Below are 25,877 nucleotides of genomic sequence, written 5' to 3' on the forward strand. Positions count from 1 at the left end.
CCTGATACTCGGATGCTCAAGTCCCCTGATACACAGGCGCCCCCTACCGATCGCATATAGCATATATGAAACGAACATCATCTTTACTGAAAAGCGGTATTAGCCTGTCCGTACTCACCCTCATGTCGCGGGTGTTAGGGCTGATACGGGAAATGACCAAATCAGCCTTCCTCGGCACCGGCCCCCTCGCGGACGCCTTTACCGTTGCCTTTATGATTCCCAATCTACTTAGGCGCATCTTTGCCGAAAACAGCATGACCGTTGCGTTTATTCCTACTTTCCAAACCTATCTGGAGGATGAGAAGCGCAATGTGCCGGATGCAAAGGCGGCGATGAAGGAGTTCCTTTCCGCAACGTTCACCATGCTGTCTTTTGCCGTAACGGGTACCGTCATCATCGGGATTTTGTGCAGCGGTCTGATTATTGCGGTGTTTTTTCCGAAAATCGCCGATTTTTCCGCAACGGTACTCTTAACGCGCATCATGTTTCCGTACCTACTGCTCATCTCCATTGCGGCATTCTTTCAGGGGATATTGAACGGCGTCCGCAGCTTCTTACCGACGGGAATTACGCCGATTTTGTTTAACCTGTCCGTTATCGGCTGTACCTTTGTACTCGCAAAGCCCTGCGGCAATCCGGCTCTTGCAATGGCGATCGGCGTGGTAATCGGCGGCTCCTGCCAAATGCTATTTCAGCTCCCCTTTGTACTGCGCGCAGGCTTTTCGTTTAGGCTGATACCGTTCCGGCGCTGTGTACATAATGCCGGAGCGCGGAAAATACTACGGCTGATTGTGCCAACGCTTATCGGAACGGCGGTGTATCAGATTAACGACCTCGTTTCTACAGCGCTCGCGACATACTCCGGAGTCGGGGTTGCGGCAAGTTTGCAGTATTCAATCCGTTTACAAGAGCTGATTCTCGGCATCTTCGCCGTTTCCGTCGGCACGGTTATTCTGCCCGACCTTTCAGCCCATGCGGTTAATAAGCAATGGGAAGTCTTTCAAAAACTGCTGTTGAATGCCGCAAAGATTATTGCGCTCGTAACCGTCCCTGCAACGATTTTCCTGCTCTGTTCGGGCGAACATATCATCATTTTGGTGTATAAGAGCCGACGCTTTACCGAGGAGTCTGTCCGGCTCACCTTGCAAGCCTTTCAGTGGCATATCGCAGGGTTGTTCTTTATCGCATTAAACAGGATTTTAACCTCGGCTTTTTATGCACAAAGCGATACCAAACGTCCCACGATTGCAGGTATTGCGTGTTTCGGAATCAATATTGTGCTTGCGGCGGCTCTGGCAGGTTTTATGCAAGGCGGCGGTATTGCGTTGGCACTGACCGTTGCGAGCGCCGTTAATACCGGTCTTCTGCTGTATTTTCTTACCAAAAGCGATTCAATCGATGTGCGTACATTGCTTGTATCGGCAACCGGTTTTACCGTTAAGATGCTGCTTTTTTCGCTGATTGCCGCCGCCCCGCTGTATTTTTTCGGCGAATGGCTCTACGATCCGTTAGCGGCATACCCCCGCATTATCGCACAGGGACTTCCGCTCTTTATCAGCGCCGCGCTTTTTGCACTGATCATTTTAACACTGCTCATCATAACGGGAGATTCTTTGTTAAAGACTGCCGTACAAAAAATACGGCGGCGGTAAACGCATTAGGCCTTATTTTTTCATATCCGCCACGGATGGCGGTGATACTAATCAGCAGCAAGTTTTTTGCTAGAAAAACTTGACACGAACATTGTACAAGGAAGTACAATGTTCGTGTTCCCCGCAGAATGATTGTGGCTGCTCAACCTTTCCTTTTGAAAATATGCGGGTATCTACTTCGTTATTTCACAAAAATTAGTCCTCGACGTGCAAAAAGCACGCCTGTGGGTAATTTTTGTTCATGCCTCGTATCTGCCTCACCTCTTTTCAAAAGGCTAACGCAAAAATTATTTTTAACCATCAGCCTCAATTTTTCTGCGATTTTTATCTAATCTGTCTAATGCGTTTAGCACCTGTTAGAAAAAATGTGCGAAGTTTTGTTTCCGTAAAATGCAACTGTTGAACAAAATATGAATTTTTGAAACTGTTGCATTCGTGCGCGAAAAGCGCACACATCAAGCGACAGTTTTTTGTCTTGAAAACTACCCGATTGCGTTTAAGACTTTGTTCAAGCGGTTCTTATCAAAGAGATCCAGCGGGCGGCCTTCGGTAAAGCGGCGGGCTTCTTCCGTAAAGGTACCGGCAGTCATACAGATTCCCTTCCCCGCCTTCATCTCCTTAATTCTCCCGTGGAAGTCGCGCAGTACCAGTTCACCGACCGAACCTTGGGAACGGAAAAATCGGAATATTACAAGATCCGCCCATTTAGGCGTATCAATTTCAGCAACGATATCGGTATAGGTTGCAAGAACACTAATATCAAGTATTTTGACCTTAGCATTCGGAAAAAATCGTGAAACGATTCTGCGGCATAATCCGACAAATTCACTTTGCCCCGACATTAAATAGGTATGAAGGTTTTTATTCTGATTTAATTCCTGATACCGCATGATAAGAGAAGCGACATCTTTATACCCCGGACTGACGGTCTGAATTTCTTTTAATTGAATCAGCGCTTTTTGTAAATCCTGCGTTTTAATCCGCGCAGCGGCTAAATTATAGCGCAGCTCATTCATAATATCCAACGGGATGCCGTCATGCTTTAGGCCGATTTCAAAATCTTCAATTGCCTTCTCTAATTGACCTGCACGCATCCGTATTAAACCCGCATAGAGCGCAGCACGCGGCCCCACTTCGGGGGATACCCGCAAATGAGTGAATATCTTTAACGCCTGATCATTTGAGCCGACTTCATAAAAACACTCCCCCATCGCAAAAAGCGCATCTTTATTATCAGGCTGAACATCCAATACTTTTTTTAAGCTGGGGAGCGCCTCTTGATATTTGCGTAAACTTTGGAGTGTATAACCAAGATACTTTAACGCCATCACGTTATCGGGCTGAGTGAGTAGCGCTTTCCGCAAAAACGGAACCGCTTTTTCATATTCTTTTTGAATATAGTAAATATATCCGAGATTATAGTTTATCTCGAAATGGTTGGGATTGATATTTTTTGCCAGTAAAAGCCCTTTCTTCGCCTCTACAAACCGGTCTGTTTTCAGTGCGCTGATACCGTACCGTAAGCTGATTTCAAATTGCTCCGATGGAACACGCCCGCCCATCTGATCCAACAGCGGCGCATAAGAAGCATAGGCTTTTTCCCAGTCTTGATCCTGAAAGTATATATCTCCGACCATTAAAAGTGCGGCGCTGTCATTCGGATTTTGCGCAAGCCGTTTCGTTGCCTCGCGTATCACTGCAGCCTTGTTTTTTTTGCCGATCGATAACGTTCCGCGGCCTTTGAACCCCGTCATAACAACCGTTACGACCGCAACAACTGCGATAATGATGAAAAGAGAGATAATTACAACAGACATACTGTTTGTATTATCTTATCTATTTGGATAACTGTCAAGACAAGCTCAGTTTCTGAAATATTGCTTATTTACGTGTGCGGTGTCGTACGATATTCACCAGAATTTAACTTCTGCACTCTTCAAGATTTGATAATATTTTCGATTGTCGAATTTCAAGAAAAAGATTCCACAGCGGGATTAAATAAAGAAAAAAGGCTGCTAAAAGCACTGTTGCAGGTGCGCCGATTGAAGTCAACGGAACGCTTACCGCTATCGACCACGGCATCAGCGGCGCTACGACAACGGCGGTATTCTCCAAGTAAGATGCAAGGATGTTTTTATCTTCTATAAAATCATCACAAACTTGATGAGTCAGCATAATGGCTAATGTTTGATTGCAGGCAATCGCCGAAGCAAATACGGAGGCGGTAAGAACACTGCCGAATACGGTAATACGGCTGCTGAGCCACCGCATAATTCGCTGCATTCCATCGAAAAAATGAGTTCCCTTAAACATTCCCGAATAACAAGACGAAATGCAGATAATTGCAAATACCCGTATCATCGAAACAATCCCTCCGCCGGCCATAAGTTTTGCCAGTTCCGTATCTTGAGGATGAAAACCGAAAAAGACTATTTTTATCAGCTCTGCCACCTGTATATGCTGCAAAAATCCGGCGCAGAACAACCCTGCAAGGCAGCTTATCGCCATCGTTATTTTTACATCGATTTTAAGTAACGAAAAAAGGATGATGATAACGGCAGGGATAGTCGTAAAAAGCGAAAGGTTGTAATAATCGGTGAAGATACGGAAAGTCATATTGCTTTCTCTGCCGGAATTAATGATAGTCTCAATAATACTATTTCCCGCACTGGGATTGATGATAATCCCGATGATGCCATACAGAACAGCTGTTACGATAAAGGGGATAAGTGCGGTTTTCACCATCATTTTGATATTATTGAAGACATCAGTATGCGTTAATCCGCTGATGAGATGCGCTCCCGACGACATCGGCGAGCAGCGGTCTCCGAAAAATATCCCCGAAATAACAGCCCCTCCAGAGTATATAACGGGAATATTCATACTATTTGCTAATGTCATACAAATAACACCGATGGTGGCGGCGCTTCCGAAGGCGGTACCCATCAAAAACGATACAAAGCAGCATAGTAAAAAGCAGAGCAACACCATAGCCTGCGGCACCGCAACCAGAGAGGCATAGTACACGATAAAGGCGATGGTGCCGCATGCACGCCATATTGCAGTAATACAGCCTATCAACACAAAAATCATCAGAATATTTTTTACGGTTAGAATACCGCGAAAGGAATAGCGGAGCATCTCCTTCCACGTTTTGCCTTTGATAAGGCCGAATACAAAGAAGAGCGCATAGCCGAATATCAGCGCGTATAAAATTGAATAGTGAAGAATAACGCAGATAATTAAACTGACGGAAAACAGCAATAGAATACATAATTCAAGCATAAGTCTTCTACGTTCCTTTCCGTTATTATTATGCAGAGACACGCGCCTGTCAATAAGTAAATATGAGCTTGCAGGGCAATCGCTTCAGGGCAAAAAAAAGGTGATAATCACGGTACGGCTAAAGGAGAGATGTAAAGGCCGTACAATGACTATCACCGGGATTAACTGTTGTTTGTATTAAGCCCGCACGTAAGGTTTGAGCTTACTCTGCAAGGCTTTTGTAAATTTTTTCTATATTAGAGGTCATCCGTTCCGTATAGGATAAACCATCCTCAGCCGACTCAATCGTATAGATTGTTTGCACCGAAGCTCCGACTTCTTTTGCTAAGGTAGCCGAAACTTGCGGACTTGCCGTATTTTCGGAGAAAACAACTTTAATTCCATATTGGTTACAATAATCTGCTAATTTTGCTAATTGTTGTGCACTCGGCTCGCCTGCGGAGAATACATCTTCGACGCTGTTCTGTTCGAGGTTGAAATCTCTGCAGAGATATCCGAACGCTGCATGTCCGACGACAAAACGGCGATGACTTACCTTCGCAAAATTACTGCGATATTTTGCTAAAAGCGCATCAGCATTCGCAATAAAAGTTGCGGCATTCGCCTTATAGAAAGCGGCATTTGCAGGATCTACCTCACTTAAACCGTCGGCGATGTTCTTAACCATCACTTTAGCGGATTCAAGGCTCAACCACGCATGAGGATCAACCGCTTCGTGGTCGTCATCATGATCATGGTCATGCTCGTCGTGATCATGATCGTGCTCATCTTCGTGGTGGTGGTGATGATGATGGTGTCCTTCTGCGAGTTCGATCGGTTTAATACCGTTACTTGCACAGATAGTCTTTATCGTATCCTGCTTCACCGCATGGAGAGCATCCATAAGCCATGGTTCCATACCGAACCCGTTGTAAACGACAGCCTTTGCCTGCATTAAGAACTTTAAATCCCCTGCCTTTGGTTCAAAATCGTGTGCTTCAACTCCCGGCGGAATAATCGTATGGACGTACACCTTATCTTTACCCACGATTTCCGTGAGTTCCTTCATCGCATCAAAGGTTGCTGCAACGGCAACTTTGCCTTCCATGTTTTTCTCGGTTTTTCCGCCGGCAAACAGATTTACCGCGGCGATGCCGAAAAACATCATACAAACTGCTGTAAAAAACAATTTCTTCATTAAAAAAACTCCTCTTGCAATGCTACTTGCAAATCGGTTGCAAGTATACACAAATGCAAAAAGTTTGCAAGTAGCAAATAAGCATAAAAACTAATTAAATCTAAAGAAACCCTTTAAAAACGGATTCGCAATCCGCTTTTGCGGATATGATAAATCACTTCCTTACAGAACAAGCCGATAGGTTTGATGTTTTTAGAGGTTCCCATATATCATATTTTTTATGCTTGAGGAATTTTTTCGCCTCTTTACAGAACCGGATATTAGTCATACAGTAGCAAGGATGAAACTGCTCCATACCGCCGACCTGCATTTGGGAAAGACGCTGCATGAAACGCCGTTGCTCGGCCTGCAGGAAAAAATGTTGAACGATATTCATGATATCCTTACACGGGACGACTATGCAGCGCTGATTATCGCAGGCGATGTGTATGACCGCGCCATTCCTTCGGCGGAGGCGGTTTCGCTTTTCAGCCGGTTCCTTGCACGGATACGGGAGGATTGTCCCGATACGGCGGTGTTTATCATTCCCGGCAATCACGACTCCGCGCAGCGGCTCGCCTTTGCCCGCGAAATACTGCAAAATCAGCGCATCTATATTGCGCAGGATACAAGCAGGCTTGCCGATCCGGTGATTCTTACCAAGGGCGCGGAAAAACTTGCGGTATACCTGCTCCCGTTTTTAAACTTCGGAACCTTTTCGGAAGAAAAAAAAGAAGCATGCCGCGCCGCGGGTGATTCACAAGCGGAAATGGCGGCAGTTGCGTCGCACATACTGAAACAAGCGGTGCCGCCGGGCATACCCGCGCTGTTAGCGGCGCACCTTTTTACCGTTGGCGGGCAGAGTTCCTCCAGCGAGCGCACCTTTATCGGTACCGCCGAATATGTCAATCCCGACCTTTTTTCTTTTTTCGATTATGTTGCGCTCGGACACCTGCACCGCTGCCAACGGATAACCGACAGAATGTATTATTCGGGATCTCCTCTCCCCTACTCCTTTGATGAATCGGAGGATTCCAAGTGTGTTCTTTCGATAGATATCGACTGCACGCCGAAACAAAACGCTGCCGAAAAGAAAAACAAAGCGAAAGTTAGTGCGGAACTCTTCGATAGTGAAACAACTAAAGCTCATGCGGAGCTTTTCGATGCGGAAATAACGAACTCCCGCACAGAACTGTTTGATGCGGCAAATCAGCAGTCCGATATGAACAGTGCAAAGGCTCCGCTCAACATTGAACGGATACCCATTATTTCCGAACGTCCGCTTAAACGACTGGAAGGCAGTTTTGAAGAGTTCTTTACCGGAAATCGCTACGACGAATGGAGCGGTTGCTATCTGGAAATCACACTGAACGATGCCGAAGTCATTGCGCACCCGATGCAGCTGCTGCGGCAGAAATTTCCGTTTTTGCTGAGTATCCGGCAAAAGAGTTTTATGAATCGGGAACAGCAGGATGGGGAAGAACAGTTGACACTCCGCGAACGGACGGCTGAAGACCCGCTCACGTTAGCCGAAAATTTTAGCCGGTTTGAAATCGTTATTAACGGCGAGCCGAACCAAATGAAGCAGGAGCTTTTTGAACAGCTCTGCAAAGAGGCTATTGATGAGACCTAAAGAACTGATACTGCACAACATCGGCCCTTTTACCGGCGAGCATACCGTCAATTTTGACAGCCTCGGCTCCCTCTTTTTAATTTACGGACAAACCGGCGCCGGAAAGACCACGCTCTTTGACGCCATTTCTTACGCCTTTTACGGAAAACCGCTCGGCGGAAGATCGGGCGTTATGCGGAATTTGCGGAGCCATTTTGCAGACGACTATGCAGTATCCGATGTCATACTCACCTTTTTTATCGGTCCGCAGCTGTACCGAATAAAACGGCAGCTGCCGTATACCAAAGAAGGCCGAAAACTGGAAACACCGGAAGAAGTCTCCCTCGAATGCTACGAAAACGGCAGCTGGGAAAACCGCTCATCGACGAACAAGCGGGAAACCGATGCTTCAATCCAAAATCTGATTAAACTTTCCGACAAAGAGTTCAGCCGCATCGTCCTTTTGCCGCAGGGAGAATTTGCGCAGTTTTTGCGGGCGCAGTCGAGCGATAAAAAAGAGACGCTGATGCACTTGTTTCCTATCAAACGGTACTCGGATTTGATGCAGGAAGCGAAGCTCCGCGCAGATATGCTGCAGCAGGAAGCTCATACAATAGAAGCAAACCTTGAAACCCTGCATACCCGCTTTGTCTACCACCGTTACGAAAGCGACCGCGCGGAGCTGCTCAACGAAATTGACCGTATCAGGGATGAACACGGTGGTGTCCTGACCGCCCTACAGACAAAGAATACCGAGCTTGAGCAGGAAAAAATACTTGCAGAGAAGCGAAAAGAGCTGGAGCGAGTTATCGAAGAACTGGAAGCATGCCGCATCCGTGAAGAGGATATCCGCAATTTAAAAGCGAAAATCGAAAAAGCGCAGCGGGCGGCTCCGCTCGCAGTCCACGTAAATCAGCTCCTTGAGTTGGAAGCAGCATGTGCGGCGGACGAGCGGCAGATACGGGAAAAACGGGAACGCATGGAAGAACTGACCGCCCGCATGAACGCTTTGCAGGAGCGAGAAACCGACATAGCGGCAAAGGAACACCAGCGGGATAGCCTCTTTGCCGTCATCGATTCCCTGCGGAAAGCCGCCGTGTTGGAACGGGAAATCGGAGCGGAGCAAGCCGAAGAAGATAACCTGAAACGCGCCGCCGCCGCCGCCCAAGCGCAACTGCAACGCATCGAAGCGCAGCTCGCCGCCGTTACGGAAAAAACCGCAGCCCTTGCTCCTGTCGTCGATGCGCTTGACGAGCGGGAACACGCCTACCGCAGCCTGCAAACCCGGCTCGACATAGAAAAACAGCTGCACGATATGTTATGCAAACAAGAGCAGCTCACCACCTTTTTGCACAGCTATGCGCAGGCTGCGGATAATGCGCGGACACAGCTTGCAGAGATCGCCCGCGACTGTGATATTCAAGCGGAACAGATCGATAGAATAGAAAAAGAAAAAAAAGCAGCGGAACGGCAGCGTGCAGCGGCGGCGCTTGCGGAACATCTCGAAGAAGGAAGTCCCTGCCCTGTCTGCGGTTCGGTACATCACCCTGCACCGGCTCAAGGTATGTCAGAAAGCGCGTTCAGCTTTGACGAGCGGATAGAAGCGGCAAAACGGAGCGCAGCAAAACTACAGCACGAAAAAGAAAAAGCGCAGACGGCGCTCGCCGGTGCGGAGGCTTCGTATACAAACTATCAAAAACAAATAGATGAACGGGCGGCCACTGCGGCTGATTTACAGCTGCGGTATAAAGAATGCAGCACGGCGCCCTTTCCGGAAGGAAAGGATGCGGCGGAATGCCGCATTAAGGAAACCGCTCAGCAGATCAACGAGGCGGTGCAAGCGTACAACGCATCCCGCAAAGCCTTTGCCGAACACAAAACGCTGGAAGAAGAAGCCCGCCGTTTGCAGCGGGAGCGGCAGGAATGTACGCAGCAGCACCATAGCGCGGAACAACGCTTAAGCGGAGTTTCCGCCGCGCTGCAAGAAAAACGCCGCCAGTTTGACCAAGCTTTTTCCCAGCTACCCGAAAACCTGCGTAGCGTTCAGTTGAGCGCGGATAGGGAAATTTTGGACAACCAGGAAACCGGCGGCAGAAACAAAGCCCCCGATGCCCCTGCCGGCCAGACCGCACCGGAGCAATATGAAGTTCCTGATGCCGAAACCGCGTTGGAGCAATGCGAAGCGCTGCTGCAAGAGCTCAAACTGACTATCAACGCCTACCATACCGATGTTTCCGAAGCAACGCAAAACCTTGAACGGATCCGCGGCGAACTTTCCACAGCGGAAACGCACGGACAGGAACGCTCGCAGCAGCGCAGCGAAAAAACGGCACAGCTCGAAGCCGCGTATATAAAGGAAGGTTTTGCCGATTTGGAAGATCTACAGCAAGCCGTGTGCAGCGAACCGGAAGTTGCGCAGTGGAAAACCGAAATCGACACCTTTTATGAGCAGTACGCGGCGTACAAGCAGGCGGCGTCCGGATTGGAAAAAGACGTTACCGCAACGGAGCAGCGCGATCTCGATGAGCTGGAAACTGCCGTCGAAGCCCTGCGCCAACGGTATGACGAAATACAGGCGCGGCTCGAAGTCCTCAATACGGAGAAAGCAAAGCTGGAGGAGTTGCACGCCCAGCACATGGAACTGACCAAAGCCCTCGCAGTTAAAACGGCGGAGGCGCAAAACTGGGTAGCCCTTGCAAAAGACCTCTGCGGCAGCAATCCGCGGAAACTCCAGTTCGACACGTGGATTCTTTCCGCCTTTTTGCATGAAGTAACCATGTTTGCAAATAAGCGGCTTGAGCGGATGAGCGAGGGACGGTACCGGCTTGCCGTCAGTGAAGAGCACGGCGCAGGGAACGCATACCGAGGCCTCGACTTGGAAATCGCCGACGCCTACACCGGTAAATGCCGCCCCTCTGCGACCCTCTCCGGCGGGGAAACCTTTATGGCCTCCATCAGTCTTGCGCTCGGCCTTGCCGATTCCATTCAGGCACGAGCAGGCGGCATCAGAATAGATTCGATGTTCATCGACGAAGGCTTCGGGTCGCTTGACGAAAAAGCCTTGGAAAACGCTGTCAGCATCTTAGACGAAATACGTGGGAACCGGATGGTCGGCATCATCTCGCATGTCAGCGAACTGCAAAGCCGCATCCCACAAAAGATTGAAGTGATAAAAACCGGAACGGGTTCATCCATCCGGCAAGGTAAACTTCATCCTTGACTTTACTCGGATGGGGGTATAGTATAAGGACTCTTAATTGGCAACCTCTAAAAACCGCAGTTTTTAGATATTTCCTTTAAGCTTATTTGCGGAATTCTTTAAATACCTTAGCTTTAGAGTATCCCGCCTGTCAAAGTAGGTGCTTATGAATTTGAAAAACGCACTGGTTAAAAGACTATACAAACATCCGCGTATTACTTTGGGTATTATCCTCGGCATCACGCTCTTCTTTGCATTGCAGCTTCCGCGTATCCGATTTGATAATAATAATTTCCGCTTTATACCGGAAAGCGATCCCTCTCGAATAGCGGATGCCGAAATGGCAAAGATATTCGGCGATTCGGTGCCGCTCCTGATCGGAATCCAACGACACTATTCGACGGTCGTTGATCGAGAATTTTTAGAAAAAATGCAAGAGCTGGATAAACAATTGCTTGCATTACCGCTTGTAAAAAATGTCGTTTCGCTTACGACAACAACCCATATCGAAGCGGCGGATGATTCAATTGTGAACGAAAAACTTGTGCCGGAACATTTAACCGGTTCGCCGGAAGAATTGAAGACAATTACCGAACGGCTCCGTTCGATGGACACCTATAATCGAAGCTTGGTTTCCGATGATTTAAAAGCCACACAGACTATTATCTTCCTTAACATAAAACAGGAAGAAAGCGGATCCCCGGAAACGGTTTCCGTATGCCGTGAAATAATGCGCATCGCGGAGGAATGGGACTTTCCGGACTCCGTTACCTACGTAACCGGCACACCGGTTTTTAGCGAAATTGTCAATGAAGCAACCGGTCATGATTTAATGTTCCTTGTCCCTATCGTCGTCATCATCGTGGCGGGCGTCTTATTTTTTTCGTTTAGAAGATTTACCGGCGTATTTTTACCGCTGCTCACCGTTATTATTTCATGCATTTGGGCAATCGGTGCAATGGCACTGTTGCAAATTCCATTGACTATCCTTTCGACGGTGCTACCCGTTATTTTGATTGCCGTTGGTAGTGCATACGGTATCCATGTTATCAATCACTATTTTGATGAAGTAACACAGAGCAAGGAAATCTCTCGGGAAACGCATTCAGCACAGATTGTCGAAGCTATGTCGCGGGTTATTCCGCCGGTTTTTTTAGCGGCGCTGACAACCTTTGCAGGCTTTGTATCATTCTGCTTTACGAGCGTTGTCCCGATTTTTGAGTTTGGGATATTTTCGAGCTTTGGTGTACTTTCAGCCTTTATTGTTGCGGTAACGCTTATCCCTGCAATTCTTATTTTACGGGGACCGCGTAATCCGACCATCGGCGGTCGCTTTGGGGCAAAATCGAGCCACAGCGGTATTATCGATCGGATTATTGCCGATACACTGATGATTGTTCATGCACATAAACGCAGTGTACTTTTGGTCAGTCTCGGTTGTATTATTTTCGCCGGTTTGGGGATTTCAAAACTCGTTATCGACAACGTATTAATGGAATACTTTGAACCGGATGTACAGGTTGTCAAAGCCGATACGTTTATCCGAGAAAATTTTGGCGGTTCAAAATTACTGAACTTAGTTATCAAGGGGACGAAACAGGGAGATGTTATTCGCCCCGATGTGTTGCAGGCAATCGATTCTCTTGCCGAGTATGCGGAAGAAAATATCCCCGAAGTAGGAAAAATTACCTCGCTGGCGGACGTTATTAAACGGTTCAATCAAGTGTATAATGCGGATGCTCCGGCAGCAGGACTGGCAGCTACAGGGCGTACTCCCCTGTCGTCCTCCGATGGACAAACAGCTGCTACCTCGACTGTAGTTTCCGGTGCGAACTCCACCGAAAAAGAAGAAGATTCGTTTGGCGATTTTGGCGACTTCGGAGATGCAGACAGCTCATGGGGTTTTGATGATGTTGACACATGGAGTGATTCGGAACCATCCACCTCGGCTTCCGGTAAAGCAGGACACACCATAAAGGAAACGCAAAAAGAACCGGCGTATACTTTTTCTGAAATCATCGAAAAACTTGCAGCTGCTCAAACAGCCCGCCGCGGCAGATATGTTTCTGCGACCGAGGTGATTGATGCGTTAAAAAAGGATATCAATTATAAAGGCGCTGCCTACTACGAAATTCCTACGGATCCTCACAAATACGGCAAAGAAACTCAGGAAGAGCTTACCGCGCTTATTCAAAACTACCTTCTCCTGCTGGCGGGGAATGTACAGGATTTTATTGACGATACATATACCCCAACCGCGCTCAAAGTAAATATTCAGCTGCGGACGCTCGGTCAACAAGACAGTGAACAGGCCTTGCAAGCGATTATGGCGTATGTTAAGGATAATTTCCCCAAAGATATATCCGTAGAGCCGAACGGTTCAATGTTTATCGAACAGTCGTTGAATACCCTTGTGGTACAATCCCAGCTGATTTCCGTTGCGGTGTCGTTCGGCATTGTGTTTTTAATTTTAGCGGTCTATTACCGCTCCATTATTGCGGGTATTATCGGCATTATCCCGCTGATGATTTCCGTTGCGTTGAATTTCGGCTTTATGGGAATCGTTGGTATAAAACTCAATATCGGGACGGCAATGGTGGCAAGTTTTGCAATCGGTATCGGTATCGATTATACCATCCACTATTTGGCCGCCTATCACCATGAATATACCAAACGACGTGACGACCGGAATTTCCTTATCCACACGTTCTACGGTTCCGGTAAGGCAATTCTGTTTAATGCGGTGTCGGTCGGTGCAGGATTCGCCGTCTTAATGCTTTCAAAGTTTAATATGCTATCAGAACTCGGTCTATTGATTGCGTTGGTGATGGGTACCAGCTCTTTTGCAAGCTTAACGGTACTACCGACCATCCTTTCGATTGTAAAGCCGCGGTTTATTACGAAGCCGTTACCGGGGGATTTTGAAAATATATAGCGCATCTACTTCGTTACTGCACACAAATTAATCCTCAACGTATCAAAGATACGCCTGCGGTTAATTTGTGCTTGCGCCTCGTATCTACACTATCTATTTTCAAAAGCGCTGGTTTTATATAGCATATCTACGGATCCGATAACGAGTTGGGAAAAGAGCAGGAGATAGAAGTAGAGAATAATATTTGTATAAATGTTAGAGGAAAGAATGATTTTTGCTATCATGCTATAATACGCTTCTTAACAAAAATCACTCCGCCTGTAATACAGAATTGATATCTATATCATTTTTTGTTGTTTATCGCATTAATAATAATGACAAGCCCTGCGATTATTGCGCCAATTCCCAATCCGATAACTGTTCCAATTCCGGGAAAAAGAAGCGGCCCAATGACGGAACCCGCAGCTGCAATTAGTGTAATTACGCTCATTAAGCTGCCTCCGTTCTCAGATGAATTGTTCATAATAAACATCCTCTCATCTCGCTTTTTCAATACATAGTATCAAAATTACAAGCGCTTGCAATCATTGCATATAAACTTTGAGCAGTTTCACGTGTCATAAAATCAAGGTTTTTTGATCCGAATGTTCCCGTAAGATTTACGCCATAGGATATCGATGTTTTATTGTTTTTATCCACATGAGCATCAAAATTCAACGATGCACTTATAATTTCATCCAGATTAATAACGTTTTGGCTTAATTTACCGAACGGTTTAAAAAGCGCTGTAAAATAGTTCGGCTTTAACTTTATTACTCGTTTATCTAAATCCAATATGATCCCCTGTTTCTCTACTCGGAACCAAATGAAAAAGATATAAAAAAATATCAGCATAATTATCACACCAAGAAAAGAAAAACCCGTATCTTTAGAAACCATATAAGCGAAAAAGATAAGAAAAAGAATAAACAAAAACGCTGTATTTAATAACACAGAAGTAAATCTAAATACATTTTGCTGAAGTTTTTTTACGCCCATAATACACCTCTTTTTAACGATAAACGGTTATGAGTAATCATACTTTTAGGTAAATATCCGGAACGGAATTTTAGGAACTGCCGGAGTACATGCTGACTTGTGATTCCTTGGGGCTTATGCATCATCTTTACACCTCATAAAATATATTGACTGAAATATACGATATAAATCAACAGCACAAATAACTGTTTTATAAAACTATTCGTTCGCCGTTCAGTCGTTTTTTTCAGCCTGTCATAAAAATCGGAATATTTTATTTATTCAGATTTTCTTCCATAATACCCCCCCCCCCCCCCCTCAAAAGTCAAGAGTTTTTTGTAAAAAAGTATAAAATAAATTCAATACTGTTATTTTTATACGTACACGTTAGCGACCGTAGTTAAAAGCAACCAACAACTTGATGCAGTGTGTAAAAATATGTATAGTATAAATATATTTAAATCGATGAGTGATGAATGCGTACAAACAAGCGATACGGGAACTAAAGAACGTACATTACTTTTTAAAAAGACATAGCAGTAACCATGACATATATTTCAATGCTGAAAAAAGCCGTTCAATTCCGCTTCAAAGACATTATTTTGATGAAGATGATTTGCGGTATAAGAAAAGAAATTATGAACGAAGATAGAAAATGAAATATACCTATACAGCTGTTTTCACCAATAAACACGGTAAGATTTATGCAAGAGTTCCCGATCTTAACGGATGTATAACAACAGGATCGGATTTGGTAGATGCAATTGAGCAAATGGAAGATGCTATGTCTGCTTGGCTTTGCGTAGCGGAAGATGAGCATTTACCTATTCCGCCATCGACTCCACAACATGCTATTCAATACGGTGCGAATGAAAATATTTCTTTAATAAAGGCTGACACCTATAAATATCGTGCTCTAACGGATACAAAAGTTGTTCGCAAAAATGTATCGATACCGGCATGGCTTGCTTCGGCTGCCGAAAATGCGCACCTAAATTTTTCACAAGAATTACAAAAAGCTTTAAAGCAACGTCTAGAAATAGCATTTTGAATTTGTGAAAAGCCCTTTGCGACAGGTTTTATTTTGTGTTATAGTACCGAACTGTAAGCTCATCAAGGGAGTATAACAATGAAAAAATTACTAATGCTTTGTTTTTTATTGCTCTGCAGCATCGCAGTGCTTTTTGCCGAAGAAGCCGCCGAATCCATTATGAAGGGCGCTCCGTCAAAAATAACAATTGAAACAATCGGGACGCGGGCAAAGATGGAAATCCAACGAAATGGAACGACGATGGCGGAACTGTTGGTCGATCAATATTCCGTGCAAAAAGAAAATGATCACCGCACCTTTTTGGAAATTAAAGCGCCGGCAAATGTAAAAGGAACGCGTTTTTTGATGATTGCAAAAGACGGTGTTACCGATCAGCGGATTTATCTACCGTCGCTCGGGAAAGTCCGCCGTATTACCGGTGAATCTGAAGGGACTGAAAGTTTTCTCGGTACTGATTTTTCGTATAATGATATGTCGTATCTACAGCGGGACAGCAGTTTGGACACATACAAGATATTGCGCGAGGAAGAATACGGCGGAGTTTTGTGCTATGTCATCGAGGGCGTTCCTAAAGATACGAAATCCGAGTATTCCAAGACTAATGTGTGGGTAGAAAAAGATTCCAAGCATTTGGTAAAGATTGCCTTTTATGACCGGAAAAACGTATTGGTAAAAATCATGGAAATGAGCAATTACGAGACAACCCAAGGCGTGGACACTCCTCGGATTACTAAAATGACAACCCTCGCAACGAATACGGCAACGACCATCAACATTATCAAAATGCAATATAATATGAATATCCCTGATAAGATTTTTACCCCGCGGTATTTGGAGCAAGGCCGTTAAGTAACAGAGCATAATCGCATAAAAAAAACCGGTATGCCTATCGGCTATACCGGTTCATCAGATGCGTATCGGTGTAACTGTTATTCAATTACCGCGACGATATCGCCTGCCTTTAAAATTAGGTAATCTTCACCGTCGATCTTAATCTGTGTCCCTGCGTATTTATCGTGCATCACTTTTTGACCGACCGACACCTTAATCTTCTCTTTATCATCGCCGATGGCAACGACAACTGCCGTCTGTGTTTTCTCCTGTGCGGTATCGGGAATAATAATTCCGCTTGCGGTTTTAGTTTCTACCTTATCGACCTTTACTAAAACACGGTCTGCTAATGGCCGTACTTTCATGTAAGAACCTCCTATCATACTGTACTTTTCGGTAGTAAAAAAATATGCCCCGATGACATCAAGGGCATTTTAACCGGATATAGCTGTGTCAATTTAACCCAGTTTTAATCATATTTATACTGAGTGTGTCATTTCAACCATACGAGGTTATATTTAATATACAAACAAAGATATAAAAAGGCAAGTTTTTTTCTTTTTTTTATAATTCCATGCCTAAAATGCCCGCAATGTAAGTATTTTTGTGGCTCTTTTCTCTTTCATCGTACCATCTTTTATCTTGAAAAAATTGGCATAGTATTTGCTTTAATAATAAGCATACACGGTTTAAATAAGGTGCACATCAGAATGCCCCTTTAACCGGCGAATTTCGGTTTGCTGCATTGCCTCGAAATATCGTACACATCACTTGCAAGGAGTTTGACTTATGGAAAAAATACGGAATACACGTGCGGATAATAATGTCTTTGCAACCTATTTAAGAGAGATAAACAAGATACCGCTGTTGTCGGTAGAAGACGAAGTTAAATATGCAAAAGCCGCTGCTGCCGGTGATGAGAAGGCGAAAAAAATACTGATTGAATCGAATTTGCGCTTTGTGGTCAATGTCGCAAAAAAATATCAGAATAAAAATATTCCGATTATGGATTTAATCAGCGAAGGCAATATCGGATTGATGAATGCTGCCGACCGCTTTGATCCCGATAAGGGATATAAGTTTATTTCGTATGCAGTATGGTGGATTCGCCAAGCGATTTTAAAAGCCATCTGCGAAAAATCCCGCATGATTCGGCTTCCGCTGAACAGGGCAAACGAATTAGTACAGATTGAAAAAGCTCGTAAACTTACGGGAAAAACCGGAAGCGAACCGGAAGATAAAGAGCTAACCGCCATCGCACAGGAACTCCGTATAGAACCTGAAATGGTACGGACGATTATGAATGCTGCCCGCGACCCCGTTTCTTTGGATGCGCCGGTATTCAATGATAACAGCGCTGCCAGTACCGGTGATTTTATCGAAGATACCCGTTATATGCAGCCTGAAAGCTATGCACTTGATATTGATTTGCGCGAAAATGTCGATACATTGCTTGCTTCTTTGACTGAGCGGGAAGCTGAAATTCTCCGTTACCGCTTTGGACTAAACGGATACGAGCAGCTTTCGTTGAAGGAAGTCGGTATGCGGTTCAATTTAACCAAAGAACGCATCCGCCAAATTGAAAAGAAAGCGCTTGAACGGTTACAGTCGATAGGTCATCAGCACGAACTCGAAAGCTTCGTCGCATAACCTTCGACTGGGACAACCGCATCAGCTTGGCTTTTTAATGCCCCCGCGGAATAAATAGGCTGTTCAACCGGAATTTCGCCGCGTTGCGTCTCAAATGGTCTCACAGCCTATTTATTCCGCGATTCGTTTATATACCCGTCTGATGCGGTCGCCCTTATTCTAAAATAAACTGTTCGAAATTTTGGATAAAATTTCGAACAAAAGGAAGGTAACCGCATCAGAGCCTTTTTAAGCGTGAGTGGGTATTCGGTACTCGGTGTAGCGGACGTTCTTCTTTTCTACGGCATCGCGCAGCGAACGTTCGACTTTTGAAAGTGTTGCATTACCGGTTTTTACTTCGACGAACAGTACTTCATCAACGGCTCCCGCAGAAAGCCCCGGAAAGGCGACGAAGTCTACCGGTTTTCCGAGAAATCGGATTTCCGTCGGATCGGCAGGAAAACCGGGAAAGAACGCTGCAAATTGTTCGGAAAGCTGTCCGTTCAAAACCGCTCGAGACCGTTTAACAGCATCTTCACGGGCAATTTTTATCTCTTTAGCGAGGTGCTTGCTTGCGGTAAGTCGTCCTATTTTTGTTCCGAGGAAGAAAGCGATGATAATGAATGAGATACTTGCAATCGCTAGAATAAGCAGCAAGAGTTTTACTTCTACCGTATCAAACATAATTTTCCTCCTCGAAAAAACTTTTGGTCGGCGTAAAATGCCGTATGCTGTGTTACTGTGAGTATCGGTTATCTGTTGTATTCCTAAAGGATCCTATTAAAGTATCCGATATAAGAGTTGATTTTTTCTACGAAGTTGAGGCGTTAGTGTATGTATCGTATAGGTTCTGTACTCTGTTGTTGCTTTTTTTTATCATTAGTTGTTTCTTGTGCATCAATAGCAACCAAAGGGGATACCGCATCGCCGGTAACGGAATCGAGAGAAGCTCTTGAACAAGGATACGTGAATCAATCCCCTCGGACAATGAAATCAGGTAACGAGATTACTGAAACAGTATCGGAAAAGCAAACACTTGCACGGCTGCTTCCCGAGCTTACGCAGGCTGTTGAAAACTACGATATACATAAGATGCTTGCATTATTCAATGCTATTTATGAATCGTGCAATGGACAAGAAGATAATGCGATTCTCATCGAAGCTCGCAATCGAATAGAACCGCTATTGGAGACTATTTCCATCGAGGCGGTCAGCAGCCCCGCACCTGTGAATGCCGACTCTCCGTTCACTCAGCCGTTTACGGCACGTGTTGTCATTACCGCCCCCGAAAAACAGTTTCCTCTCGATAATTATCCTATTACCGTTCTCTATCCGTCCGCCGGTACCGGCAGCGCTTTAAAAAAAGAGCTTGTACGGACGGATTCCGATGGTTTTTTATACTTTACCCCTCCCACATCCAACCGAGCATGCGACGGAAAACTATTTTTTTGCCTTTGTCCGGTCAAAAAGTCTACCGCTTTAGCTGATGAGGCAACCGACAACCTCTCCGTTTCTTTCCCTTATAAAGTTGCAACAACAGAGAAACGGATACCGTCTATTATTGCTATTCTTGATTATGATGAAAATAATACACCGATTTTTTCCGGTAATATAACAGCAACACGCTTGCTTACGGGATTAATGAAGCGGGGATTCAGCAGGATCGGGCTGGATGAATATCGTGAACTAGCCAATACAGATGAGGCTTCCGTTATCCGTGCTGCTCAAACGAAAATCGGTGCTGCTGTAGACCGTTTTATTTTCGGTAGGACGTACATTACGGTAGAAACAACGGAAGATAGTACCTTTACCTGTACCGTACGTGCTGACATATCGATTTGGGATTTTAAACAAGCACGAAAGATAAACCGATTTACCTTTACCCATACTGCGAAAGCTAAAACAAAAGCTCAAGCAATTTCGCTCGCCCGTACCGATTTGGGTGAAACGGTAATCGCCGAAACATTCAATTACAGTCTTTAAGCAATCAACAATGCGGCCTCTTGCAGTTCAAACTTTATTTGCTTATACTTTTTGCCATGAAGCTTTTTGTTGTGCGCCACGGTGAAACGGATTTGAATGTAAGAGAACTGGCTTGCGGTGTTTCGGAATCTATGTTGACGGAAAAGGGGCGGATGCAAGCCCAAAACTTGGCAAGCCGATTAAAAGAAGATAAAGAAAAAAACAATATCACGACAATTTACGTATCTCCACTTAAACGGGCAAGAGATACGGCTGCATATATTGAACAGGCATTACAGCTTACGGCTATGCCGGATATCCGCCTGCAAGAGATCGATTTCGGTGACTTTGAAGGAAAACCGTGGAATACCCCCGAAATTTTATACATTCATAAAAATCCTTTTTTAACATTTCCCAAAGGTGAATCCTTTGCGAAAGTAGCACACCGTGCATACAGTATTATAGAAGACGTAAAGCATAAGCATACAGGAGACGGCAATATCCTCTTTGTCTGCCACGGCGTGCTAACAGCGGCTATCTATACGTACTTTAAACCTTTTTCGGCAGAAGAATTACTCCAGTTAGAAATTGAGAATTGCCAGCTGCTTGAGTTTGATCTATAAGAGCAGCGGACGCTATTTTTTCCCAGCTCGAAAAATATCGATTGATACAAGTTTCCATCTCGAAATAAAATGGAGCTTCAATGAAAGCGGGGATATCCGCCGGTCTTGAAGCGGGAAAATACAACCGCCACGCATGGAGTACGTAGCGCTTGCACGCAGGAAGCGGATTTCCTCCGCGGTATTTACGATCTCCAGCCAACGGATGATCTACACTCGCAGTATGCTTCCGTATTTGGTGTTTTTTACCGGTAATAAGCTTAAACAGCATAAGCGACGCATCGATCCCTTTATTATAACTAAGCGAATAACACTGCGTTATGGTTTTACCGCTTTCGTCTTCGGCGGTAATAAGCTGCGACGGCATGGCGCCGCGTACAACGCCTAAGTAGTATTTATCTACCGTTTTTTCCCGCAAGCATTGAGAAAACCATTGAGCCCCGACAAGTGTCCGAGAAAAACAGAGAACTCCGGTGGTATCTTTATCGAGCCGATGCAGCGGCCCTTGTTTAAAAGAAAGACTTTGCCGAGAATTACGAGCGAAGCGGACAGGAGGCGGTCTATTGGGGGATAACTGTACCGTAGTGTCGCACTTTAGGGTATTGCCGCAAAGATGTGCAGCCCCGGAAAGCAGCGTATCGATACTGTGCACCCCGTGTACGGGAATTCCCGCAGGCTTATTGACAATAAGCAAGTCGGTTGTTTTTAACAAGATCGGTATATCGGCAGAAGTACGAGCCTGTCTGTCCGGAGCGTGGCCTTGCCTACCGTATGCAGGTATTTCCGTATCATGCAGGGCATTTTTGCTGAAGGTTTTCTTCCGGCACGGATTATTCTGGTGCGTTTGCATCCCCGCCGGAGACATTAACGGCTTTTCGGCGGGGAGCAATGATGTGGCAATCGATAACGTATCGCCTACTGCCGTCCGGTAATTAAGCGTAGCCCGCTTGCCATTGATACGGATTAAGCCCTTACGGATTGCTGCATACAGCGCCGAAAGCGGAATATCCGCCAGAAATTTTCTGACTACGCGGTCAAGCCGCCTGCCGGCATCGTTTTCCGAAAGAATAAATTCCGTTTTATGCGTTTCCCATGCGGCCGATGCTGTTTAACACCAGTTGCTTAAACAGAGGAGCCGCTTTTTTCCCTGCATCCAGCACTTCTTGTTCGTTCAATAACGAGCTGCTGATACCCGCTGCAAGGTTGGAAATAAACGAGATGCCGCAGACACGCATACCGGCATGCCGAGCCGCGACTGCTTCCACGGCGGTACTCATACCGACAGCATCGGCGCCGAGTATCCCTGCAAGGCGTACCTCCTGCGGTGTTTCATACGCAGGGCCGGTGAATTGACAGTACACTCCCTCTTGGAGCGGAATATGCAAAAATTCAGCCGCTGCTTTGATATGCATCCGAAGAGCTTTATCATACACTTGAGTCATATCGGGGAAGCGCACGCCAAGGGTTTCAAAGTTTTTCCCGATGAGCGGAGAAGGCACAAGACAGGTGATGTGATCGGTAATCATCATAAAATTACCTGCACTGAAGTTTTTGTTCGCCCCGCCTGCCGCATTGGTCAAAAAAAGGATTTCCGCCCCCATCAGCTTCATAATTCTGATGGGGAGTACCACATCGGTCATCGGATATCCTTCGTAATAGTGAATCCTGCCTTGCATAATGACGATGGGAATCCCTTCGATTTTAGCAAACACGAATGCCCCACGGTGTCCCGGTGCCGTAGAAAGCGGAAAATCGCGAATGGAAGCATACGGAATCGTTGCCTCGACCTGCAGCTCGTTCGCAAGATTGCCCAGTCCTGAGCCAAGCACTAGTGCAATTTTTGGGGTATACGGAACGCGATCTTTGAGATTCTTAAAACACTGTATCAATTTTTCTTCAGCAGTCATATAGTTTCCTTTAAGCATCCGTATCGACTAAGCATCTACATCGGCATTTGCCAACAGGCGTTCTATGTCGGACAAATCTGCGATACGGCTCGCAACGGTTTTGCCCTTTCCGGCTAATTTTCTATCGTATTGGAGCGTCGCATGATAGAGTTCAAGCACCATTGAAGACAACAGGTCAAGGTTCGGACCTAAATTACTGAATGCCATATTGCGGTACACTTTATCAGCAGTTGCCATTTTGGTATTTGCTTCGGTAATCGAATTAATATTGGGAAGAACATCGCGCCGTACTAAGTAAATAAAACGAGCAAGCGCGATAATGTCATAATAAAGATCATCAAGATGGAATCCTTGTAAGACAAAATCTTCGGAATGTTCGGTTAAATCGACAATATGTCGCGATAAATCAATATTAGAGAGAATTTGTGCAAACAACGGGCGTAAGAAACGTGTTGCGATATTTTCATTGTAATGCCGCCCAATCCTTACGATTATTTCAGCAATTATTCTATCATCAACTAACATAGCTTTCACTATATATCAGTTTATAGATATTTACAAGTATAAACCCCTTACATCGAAAACTTCTTCTTCATCTGCGCAAACATCTTGGCGATGTCTTCTTCTTCCGGTTCCGTATCCGGTTCGTGGTACTGTACCAAATCAGCAGGAATTTCCTCCAAGAACGGTGAGGGGCTGCACTCCAGTAAACCCGCCTGCCTGCGCCGAGTCCGGCAGCTTGTAATAATGAGCTTGTCGCGGGCGCGGGTAATAGCGACATAGAACAGGCGGCGCTCTTCTTCTACATCCCCTGCATTTTCTTCCATACTACGGGCATGGGGGATAATGCCTTCCTCGGCGCCTGCAATAAACACCACCGGAAACTCCAATCCCTTCGCTGCGTGGATAGTCATGATATTCACCTCGCCTGAGTCCTCCTCATTTTGATCATCGCGGCTCAGCAGCGTGATGCGGTTGAGGTAGGTATATAGCGAAGGGTCAAAGTTGTCGGGGTTTGTCTCCCACGTGTCGATCGATTGCAAGAGGCTTTCGATATTCAAAAACTTAAAGCGAGCCGCTTTTTCGTTCTTCTGAAATTCCTGCGTCAGATAGTCAAAATACTGAATACGCTCCACGAGTTTCCGCACCTTGTTTGCCAAGCCCTTTCCCGAAAGCAGCTGTTTCCGTTCGGAACTTATCAGCTCAACAAATTCCTCCAAATCGGCAAGGCTCTTTTCGCGGAAGTCATCCGGCGGGCGCTCAAGCAGCGCGTGAATAGCCATGCGGATAGAGCACTCCTTTTCCGTTGCGATTGCGGAGAGCGTTTCCAGTGTTTTTTTTCCGATGCCGCGCCGCGGTGTGTTGATAATACGCAAGAGGTTAATATCATCGTCGGGATTCGCAATCACCCGCAGATAGCTGATAATGTCTTTAATTTCTTTGCGCTGAAAAAAACTCGTGCCACCGGACATCCGGTACGGAATATTGGCATCGAGGAAGGCTTCTTCAATCGCGCGCCCTAAGCCGTTGGTGCGGATCAAAACGCCGAAGTCCGCATAGCTCCGGTTCTCGCGCATCTTCTCCGTAAGGATGGTGTCCGCAATAAAATCAGCCTCTGCCGCCTCATTCTCCGGGATAAAAATTTCAATCGGCTTGCCGGAGCCGTTCCCCGACCACAGCGCTTTTTCCTTCCGGTTGGTATTGTGCGAAATCACCCCGTTCGCAGCCGCCAAAATCGTACCGGTGGAACGGTAATTTTGCTCAAGCTTAATCTCCACCAAATGCGGGAAATCCTTTTCAAACAGGCGGATATTTTCGTAATTCGCCCCCCGCCACGAATAAATAGACTGATCATCATCGCCTACCACGCAGACATTATCATCCGCAATTAAATGCATCATCTGATACTGCTGAATACTCGTGTCCTGAAACTCATCCACCATCACATACCGGTAGCGGTTCTTGTACACCGCAAGCACATCAGGATGTTCGGTAAAAAGCTTAATCGGCAGCATAATCAAATCGTCAAAATCCACCGCATTGAACAGCTTGAGCCCCGCCTGATATTCGTTATACAGCGGACGATACACCGCCGTCTGCGCCGTAAAATTTTTCTGCCCCGTCTTTATCTGAGAAAACAGCGTCCCCACTCCGTACACATCGAGCGTTTCCGTCGCAATTTTCAGTTCCTTCGCCGACTCCTTAATCAGCTGATTGCGGTCAACCTCGTCGTAAATGCTAAAATTCTGCCGCCATCCCAGCCGGTCAATATATTCCCGCAGGATTTTCACCCCCAGCGCGTGAAAAGTACTAATCGTTAAATTCTGTAACTTCTTACCCGTCAGCTCTCTTATGCGCTGCTCCATCTCCCGCGCCGCCTTGTTCGTAAAAGTCAACGCCAAAATCTGCGACTGAGGAATCCCGCTTTCCAGCATGTGCGCAATTCTAAACGTAATCACACGCGTCTTCCCCGACCCCGCCCCCGCAATAATCAGCACCGGCCCGTTAATCGTATTAACCGCCTTCGCCTGCTCAGGATTCAAATGTTCCGTATTCATAAGAGAGAGGAGTATAGCATAAAAGGTGGGGAAAAGATATGGAAGAAGCGGAGCCTTTTGTTCGTTTAGTCGGAGAGAGGTATTGATTTTCAAAATAACATCATCATTCGGCGGTTATTTCCGTATCCAGCTCATTAAACAAGGCGCGAGCGGAACCATAGCGTTTTGCAGGTATTTTCCCTGCAATAATGCCTCTCGCTTCTTCTATTGCCGCTTCGGTTTCAGCATTAAAGCGGGGTTGTTTCACCTCAAAGGGCAGTCCCCCTTCCATAATGGACTTATGAAGAAAAATAGAGATCGCATCCGTTACGGTGATGCCGAAGCTTGAGAAAAGCTGTTCCGCATTTGCTTTTGTTTCAGGATCAATTCTGATAGTAATATTTGCCGTCTTTGCCATGAGTAGTGCCTCTTGATACAGGAGTTTATACCATTTTGTACGAACAAATGCAATACAATGTATAACGATATGCATTTCGATACCGCCCCTCTTTATTCGTGGGGAGGTTTAATGCGCACAAGCCGC

Annotated in this window: 21 protein-coding genes and 1 pseudogene; 9 read left to right on the forward strand and 13 right to left on the reverse strand. The window is 45.8% G+C overall.

What is annotated here, in order from left to right:
- Positions 1-65 precede the first annotated feature (65 nt).
- On the forward strand, positions 66-1,652 hold the full coding sequence (gene murJ, locus HGH47_RS05670; protein ID WP_212566108.1) for a murein biosynthesis integral membrane protein MurJ: 1,587 nt from the start codon (positions 66-68) through the stop codon (positions 1,650-1,652).
- Between the two features lie 482 nt (positions 1,653-2,134).
- Here murJ and HGH47_RS05675 read toward each other — a convergent pair whose 3' ends face one another.
- The 3 genes from HGH47_RS05675 to HGH47_RS05685 form a co-directional block, all read right to left on the reverse strand.
- Positions 2,135-3,469, reverse strand: coding sequence for a tetratricopeptide repeat protein (locus HGH47_RS05675; RefSeq protein WP_212566107.1), 1,335 nt, complete (start codon positions 3,467-3,469; stop codon positions 2,135-2,137).
- Between the two features lie 103 nt (positions 3,470-3,572).
- Positions 3,573-4,937: a Na+/H+ antiporter NhaC family protein gene (locus HGH47_RS05680; RefSeq protein WP_212566106.1), complete on the reverse strand. Its 1,365-nt coding sequence runs from the start codon at positions 4,935-4,937 to the stop codon at positions 3,573-3,575.
- A 202-nt stretch (positions 4,938-5,139) separates the two neighbouring features.
- A complete protein-coding gene (locus HGH47_RS05685) occupies positions 5,140-6,114 on the reverse strand; it encodes a metal ABC transporter solute-binding protein, Zn/Mn family (protein WP_212566105.1) in 975 nt (324 codons plus the stop codon).
- 280 nt (positions 6,115-6,394) lie between these two features.
- Between HGH47_RS05685 and HGH47_RS05690 the strand changes: the two genes are divergently transcribed.
- The 3 genes from HGH47_RS05690 to HGH47_RS05700 all read left to right on the forward strand — a co-directional run bounded on the left by HGH47_RS05690 (position 6,395) and on the right by HGH47_RS05700 (position 13,839).
- On the forward strand, positions 6,395-7,726 hold the full coding sequence (locus HGH47_RS05690; RefSeq protein WP_432910910.1) for an exonuclease SbcCD subunit D: 1,332 nt from the start codon (positions 6,395-6,397) through the stop codon (positions 7,724-7,726).
- On the forward strand, positions 7,716-10,925 hold the full coding sequence (locus tag HGH47_RS05695) for an AAA family ATPase (protein WP_432910913.1): 3,210 nt from the start codon (positions 7,716-7,718) through the stop codon (positions 10,923-10,925). The genes HGH47_RS05690 and HGH47_RS05695 overlap by 11 nt, the downstream gene beginning before the upstream one ends.
- A 145-nt stretch (positions 10,926-11,070) precedes the next feature.
- Entirely contained in the window at positions 11,071-13,839 is a 2,769-nt protein-coding gene (locus HGH47_RS05700) for an efflux RND transporter permease subunit (RefSeq protein WP_212566103.1), read from the forward strand.
- A 283-nt stretch (positions 13,840-14,122) separates the two neighbouring features.
- Here the strand turns inward: HGH47_RS05700 and HGH47_RS05705 are convergent, their stop codons facing one another.
- Both HGH47_RS05705 and HGH47_RS05710 read right to left on the reverse strand, forming a co-directional pair.
- Positions 14,123-14,302, reverse strand: coding sequence for a hypothetical protein (locus HGH47_RS05705; RefSeq protein WP_212566102.1), 180 nt, complete (start codon positions 14,300-14,302; stop codon positions 14,123-14,125).
- A gap of 26 nt (positions 14,303-14,328) precedes the next feature.
- Positions 14,329-14,817, reverse strand: a complete 489-nt coding sequence (locus tag HGH47_RS05710) for a hypothetical protein (protein ID WP_230974584.1) — start codon at positions 14,815-14,817, stop codon at positions 14,329-14,331.
- A 634-nt stretch (positions 14,818-15,451) separates the two neighbouring features.
- On the opposite strand from HGH47_RS05710, the gene HGH47_RS05715 reads away from it, so the two are divergent.
- Entirely contained in the window at positions 15,452-15,847 is a 396-nt protein-coding gene (locus HGH47_RS05715) for a type II toxin-antitoxin system HicB family antitoxin (protein ID WP_212566101.1), read from the forward strand.
- Between the two features lie 78 nt (positions 15,848-15,925).
- Positions 15,926-16,696, forward strand: a complete 771-nt coding sequence (locus HGH47_RS05720) for an outer membrane lipoprotein-sorting protein (RefSeq protein WP_212566100.1) — start codon at positions 15,926-15,928, stop codon at positions 16,694-16,696.
- A gap of 80 nt (positions 16,697-16,776) precedes the next feature.
- Here HGH47_RS05720 and HGH47_RS05725 read toward each other — a convergent pair whose 3' ends face one another.
- On the reverse strand, positions 16,777-17,043 hold the full coding sequence (locus HGH47_RS05725) for a co-chaperone GroES (RefSeq protein WP_212566099.1): 267 nt from the start codon (positions 17,041-17,043) through the stop codon (positions 16,777-16,779).
- A 424-nt stretch (positions 17,044-17,467) separates the two neighbouring features.
- On the opposite strand from HGH47_RS05725, the gene HGH47_RS05730 reads away from it, so the two are divergent.
- Positions 17,468-18,328: a sigma-70 family RNA polymerase sigma factor gene (locus tag HGH47_RS05730; protein WP_212566098.1), complete on the forward strand. Its 861-nt coding sequence runs from the start codon at positions 17,468-17,470 to the stop codon at positions 18,326-18,328.
- 228 nt (positions 18,329-18,556) lie between these two features.
- On the opposite strand, the gene HGH47_RS05735 is transcribed toward HGH47_RS05730, so the two are convergent.
- Positions 18,557-18,991, reverse strand: coding sequence for a Holliday junction resolvase-like protein (locus HGH47_RS05735; protein WP_212566097.1), 435 nt, complete (start codon positions 18,989-18,991; stop codon positions 18,557-18,559).
- A 150-nt stretch (positions 18,992-19,141) separates the two neighbouring features.
- On the opposite strand from HGH47_RS05735, the gene HGH47_RS05740 reads away from it, so the two are divergent.
- Together HGH47_RS05740 and HGH47_RS05745 are read left to right on the forward strand one after the other, a co-directional pair.
- Complete coding sequence (locus HGH47_RS05740; RefSeq protein WP_212566096.1) at positions 19,142-20,290, forward strand: hypothetical protein; 1,149 nt, start codon at positions 19,142-19,144, stop codon at positions 20,288-20,290.
- Positions 20,291-20,346: 56 nt separating this feature from the next.
- Positions 20,347-20,892 (forward strand): histidine phosphatase family protein, encoded by a 546-nt coding sequence (locus tag HGH47_RS05745; protein ID WP_212566527.1) that lies wholly within the window; start codon positions 20,347-20,349, stop codon positions 20,890-20,892.
- Here the strand turns inward: HGH47_RS05745 and HGH47_RS05750 are convergent.
- The 6 genes and pseudogenes from HGH47_RS05750 to HGH47_RS05775 all read right to left on the reverse strand — a co-directional run bounded on the left by HGH47_RS05750 (position 20,819) and on the right by HGH47_RS05775 (position 25,751).
- Complete coding sequence (locus HGH47_RS05750) at positions 20,819-21,739, reverse strand: RluA family pseudouridine synthase (RefSeq protein ID WP_253676266.1); 921 nt, start codon at positions 21,737-21,739, stop codon at positions 20,819-20,821. The genes HGH47_RS05745 and HGH47_RS05750 overlap by 74 nt on opposite strands.
- A 69-nt stretch (positions 21,740-21,808) precedes the next feature.
- Positions 21,809-21,958: pseudogene (locus HGH47_RS05755) on the reverse strand (S4 domain-containing protein); the annotation flags it as partial.
- A 10-nt stretch (positions 21,959-21,968) separates the two neighbouring features.
- Positions 21,969-22,796 carry a purine-nucleoside phosphorylase gene (locus tag HGH47_RS05760; protein ID WP_432910922.1) on the reverse strand — a complete coding sequence of 276 codons (828 nt, stop codon included), beginning with the start codon at positions 22,794-22,796 and terminating at the stop codon, positions 21,969-21,971.
- Between the two features lie 27 nt (positions 22,797-22,823).
- Positions 22,824-23,321: a hypothetical protein gene (locus tag HGH47_RS05765; protein ID WP_432911032.1), complete on the reverse strand. Its 498-nt coding sequence runs from the start codon at positions 23,319-23,321 to the stop codon at positions 22,824-22,826.
- 47 nt (positions 23,322-23,368) lie between these two features.
- Positions 23,369-25,354, reverse strand: a complete 1,986-nt coding sequence (locus HGH47_RS05770) for an ATP-dependent helicase (RefSeq protein ID WP_432910925.1) — start codon at positions 25,352-25,354, stop codon at positions 23,369-23,371.
- A 103-nt stretch (positions 25,355-25,457) separates the two neighbouring features.
- Positions 25,458-25,751 carry a type II toxin-antitoxin system RelB/DinJ family antitoxin gene (locus HGH47_RS05775; RefSeq protein WP_432910928.1) on the reverse strand — a complete coding sequence of 98 codons (294 nt, stop codon included), beginning with the start codon at positions 25,749-25,751 and terminating at the stop codon, positions 25,458-25,460.
- Positions 25,752-25,877 lie beyond the last annotated feature (126 nt).

Origin of the sequence: Treponema sp. OMZ 805 (assembly GCF_050937395.1) — a bacterium.
Classification (GTDB): domain Bacteria; phylum Spirochaetota; class Spirochaetia; order Treponematales; family Treponemataceae; genus Treponema.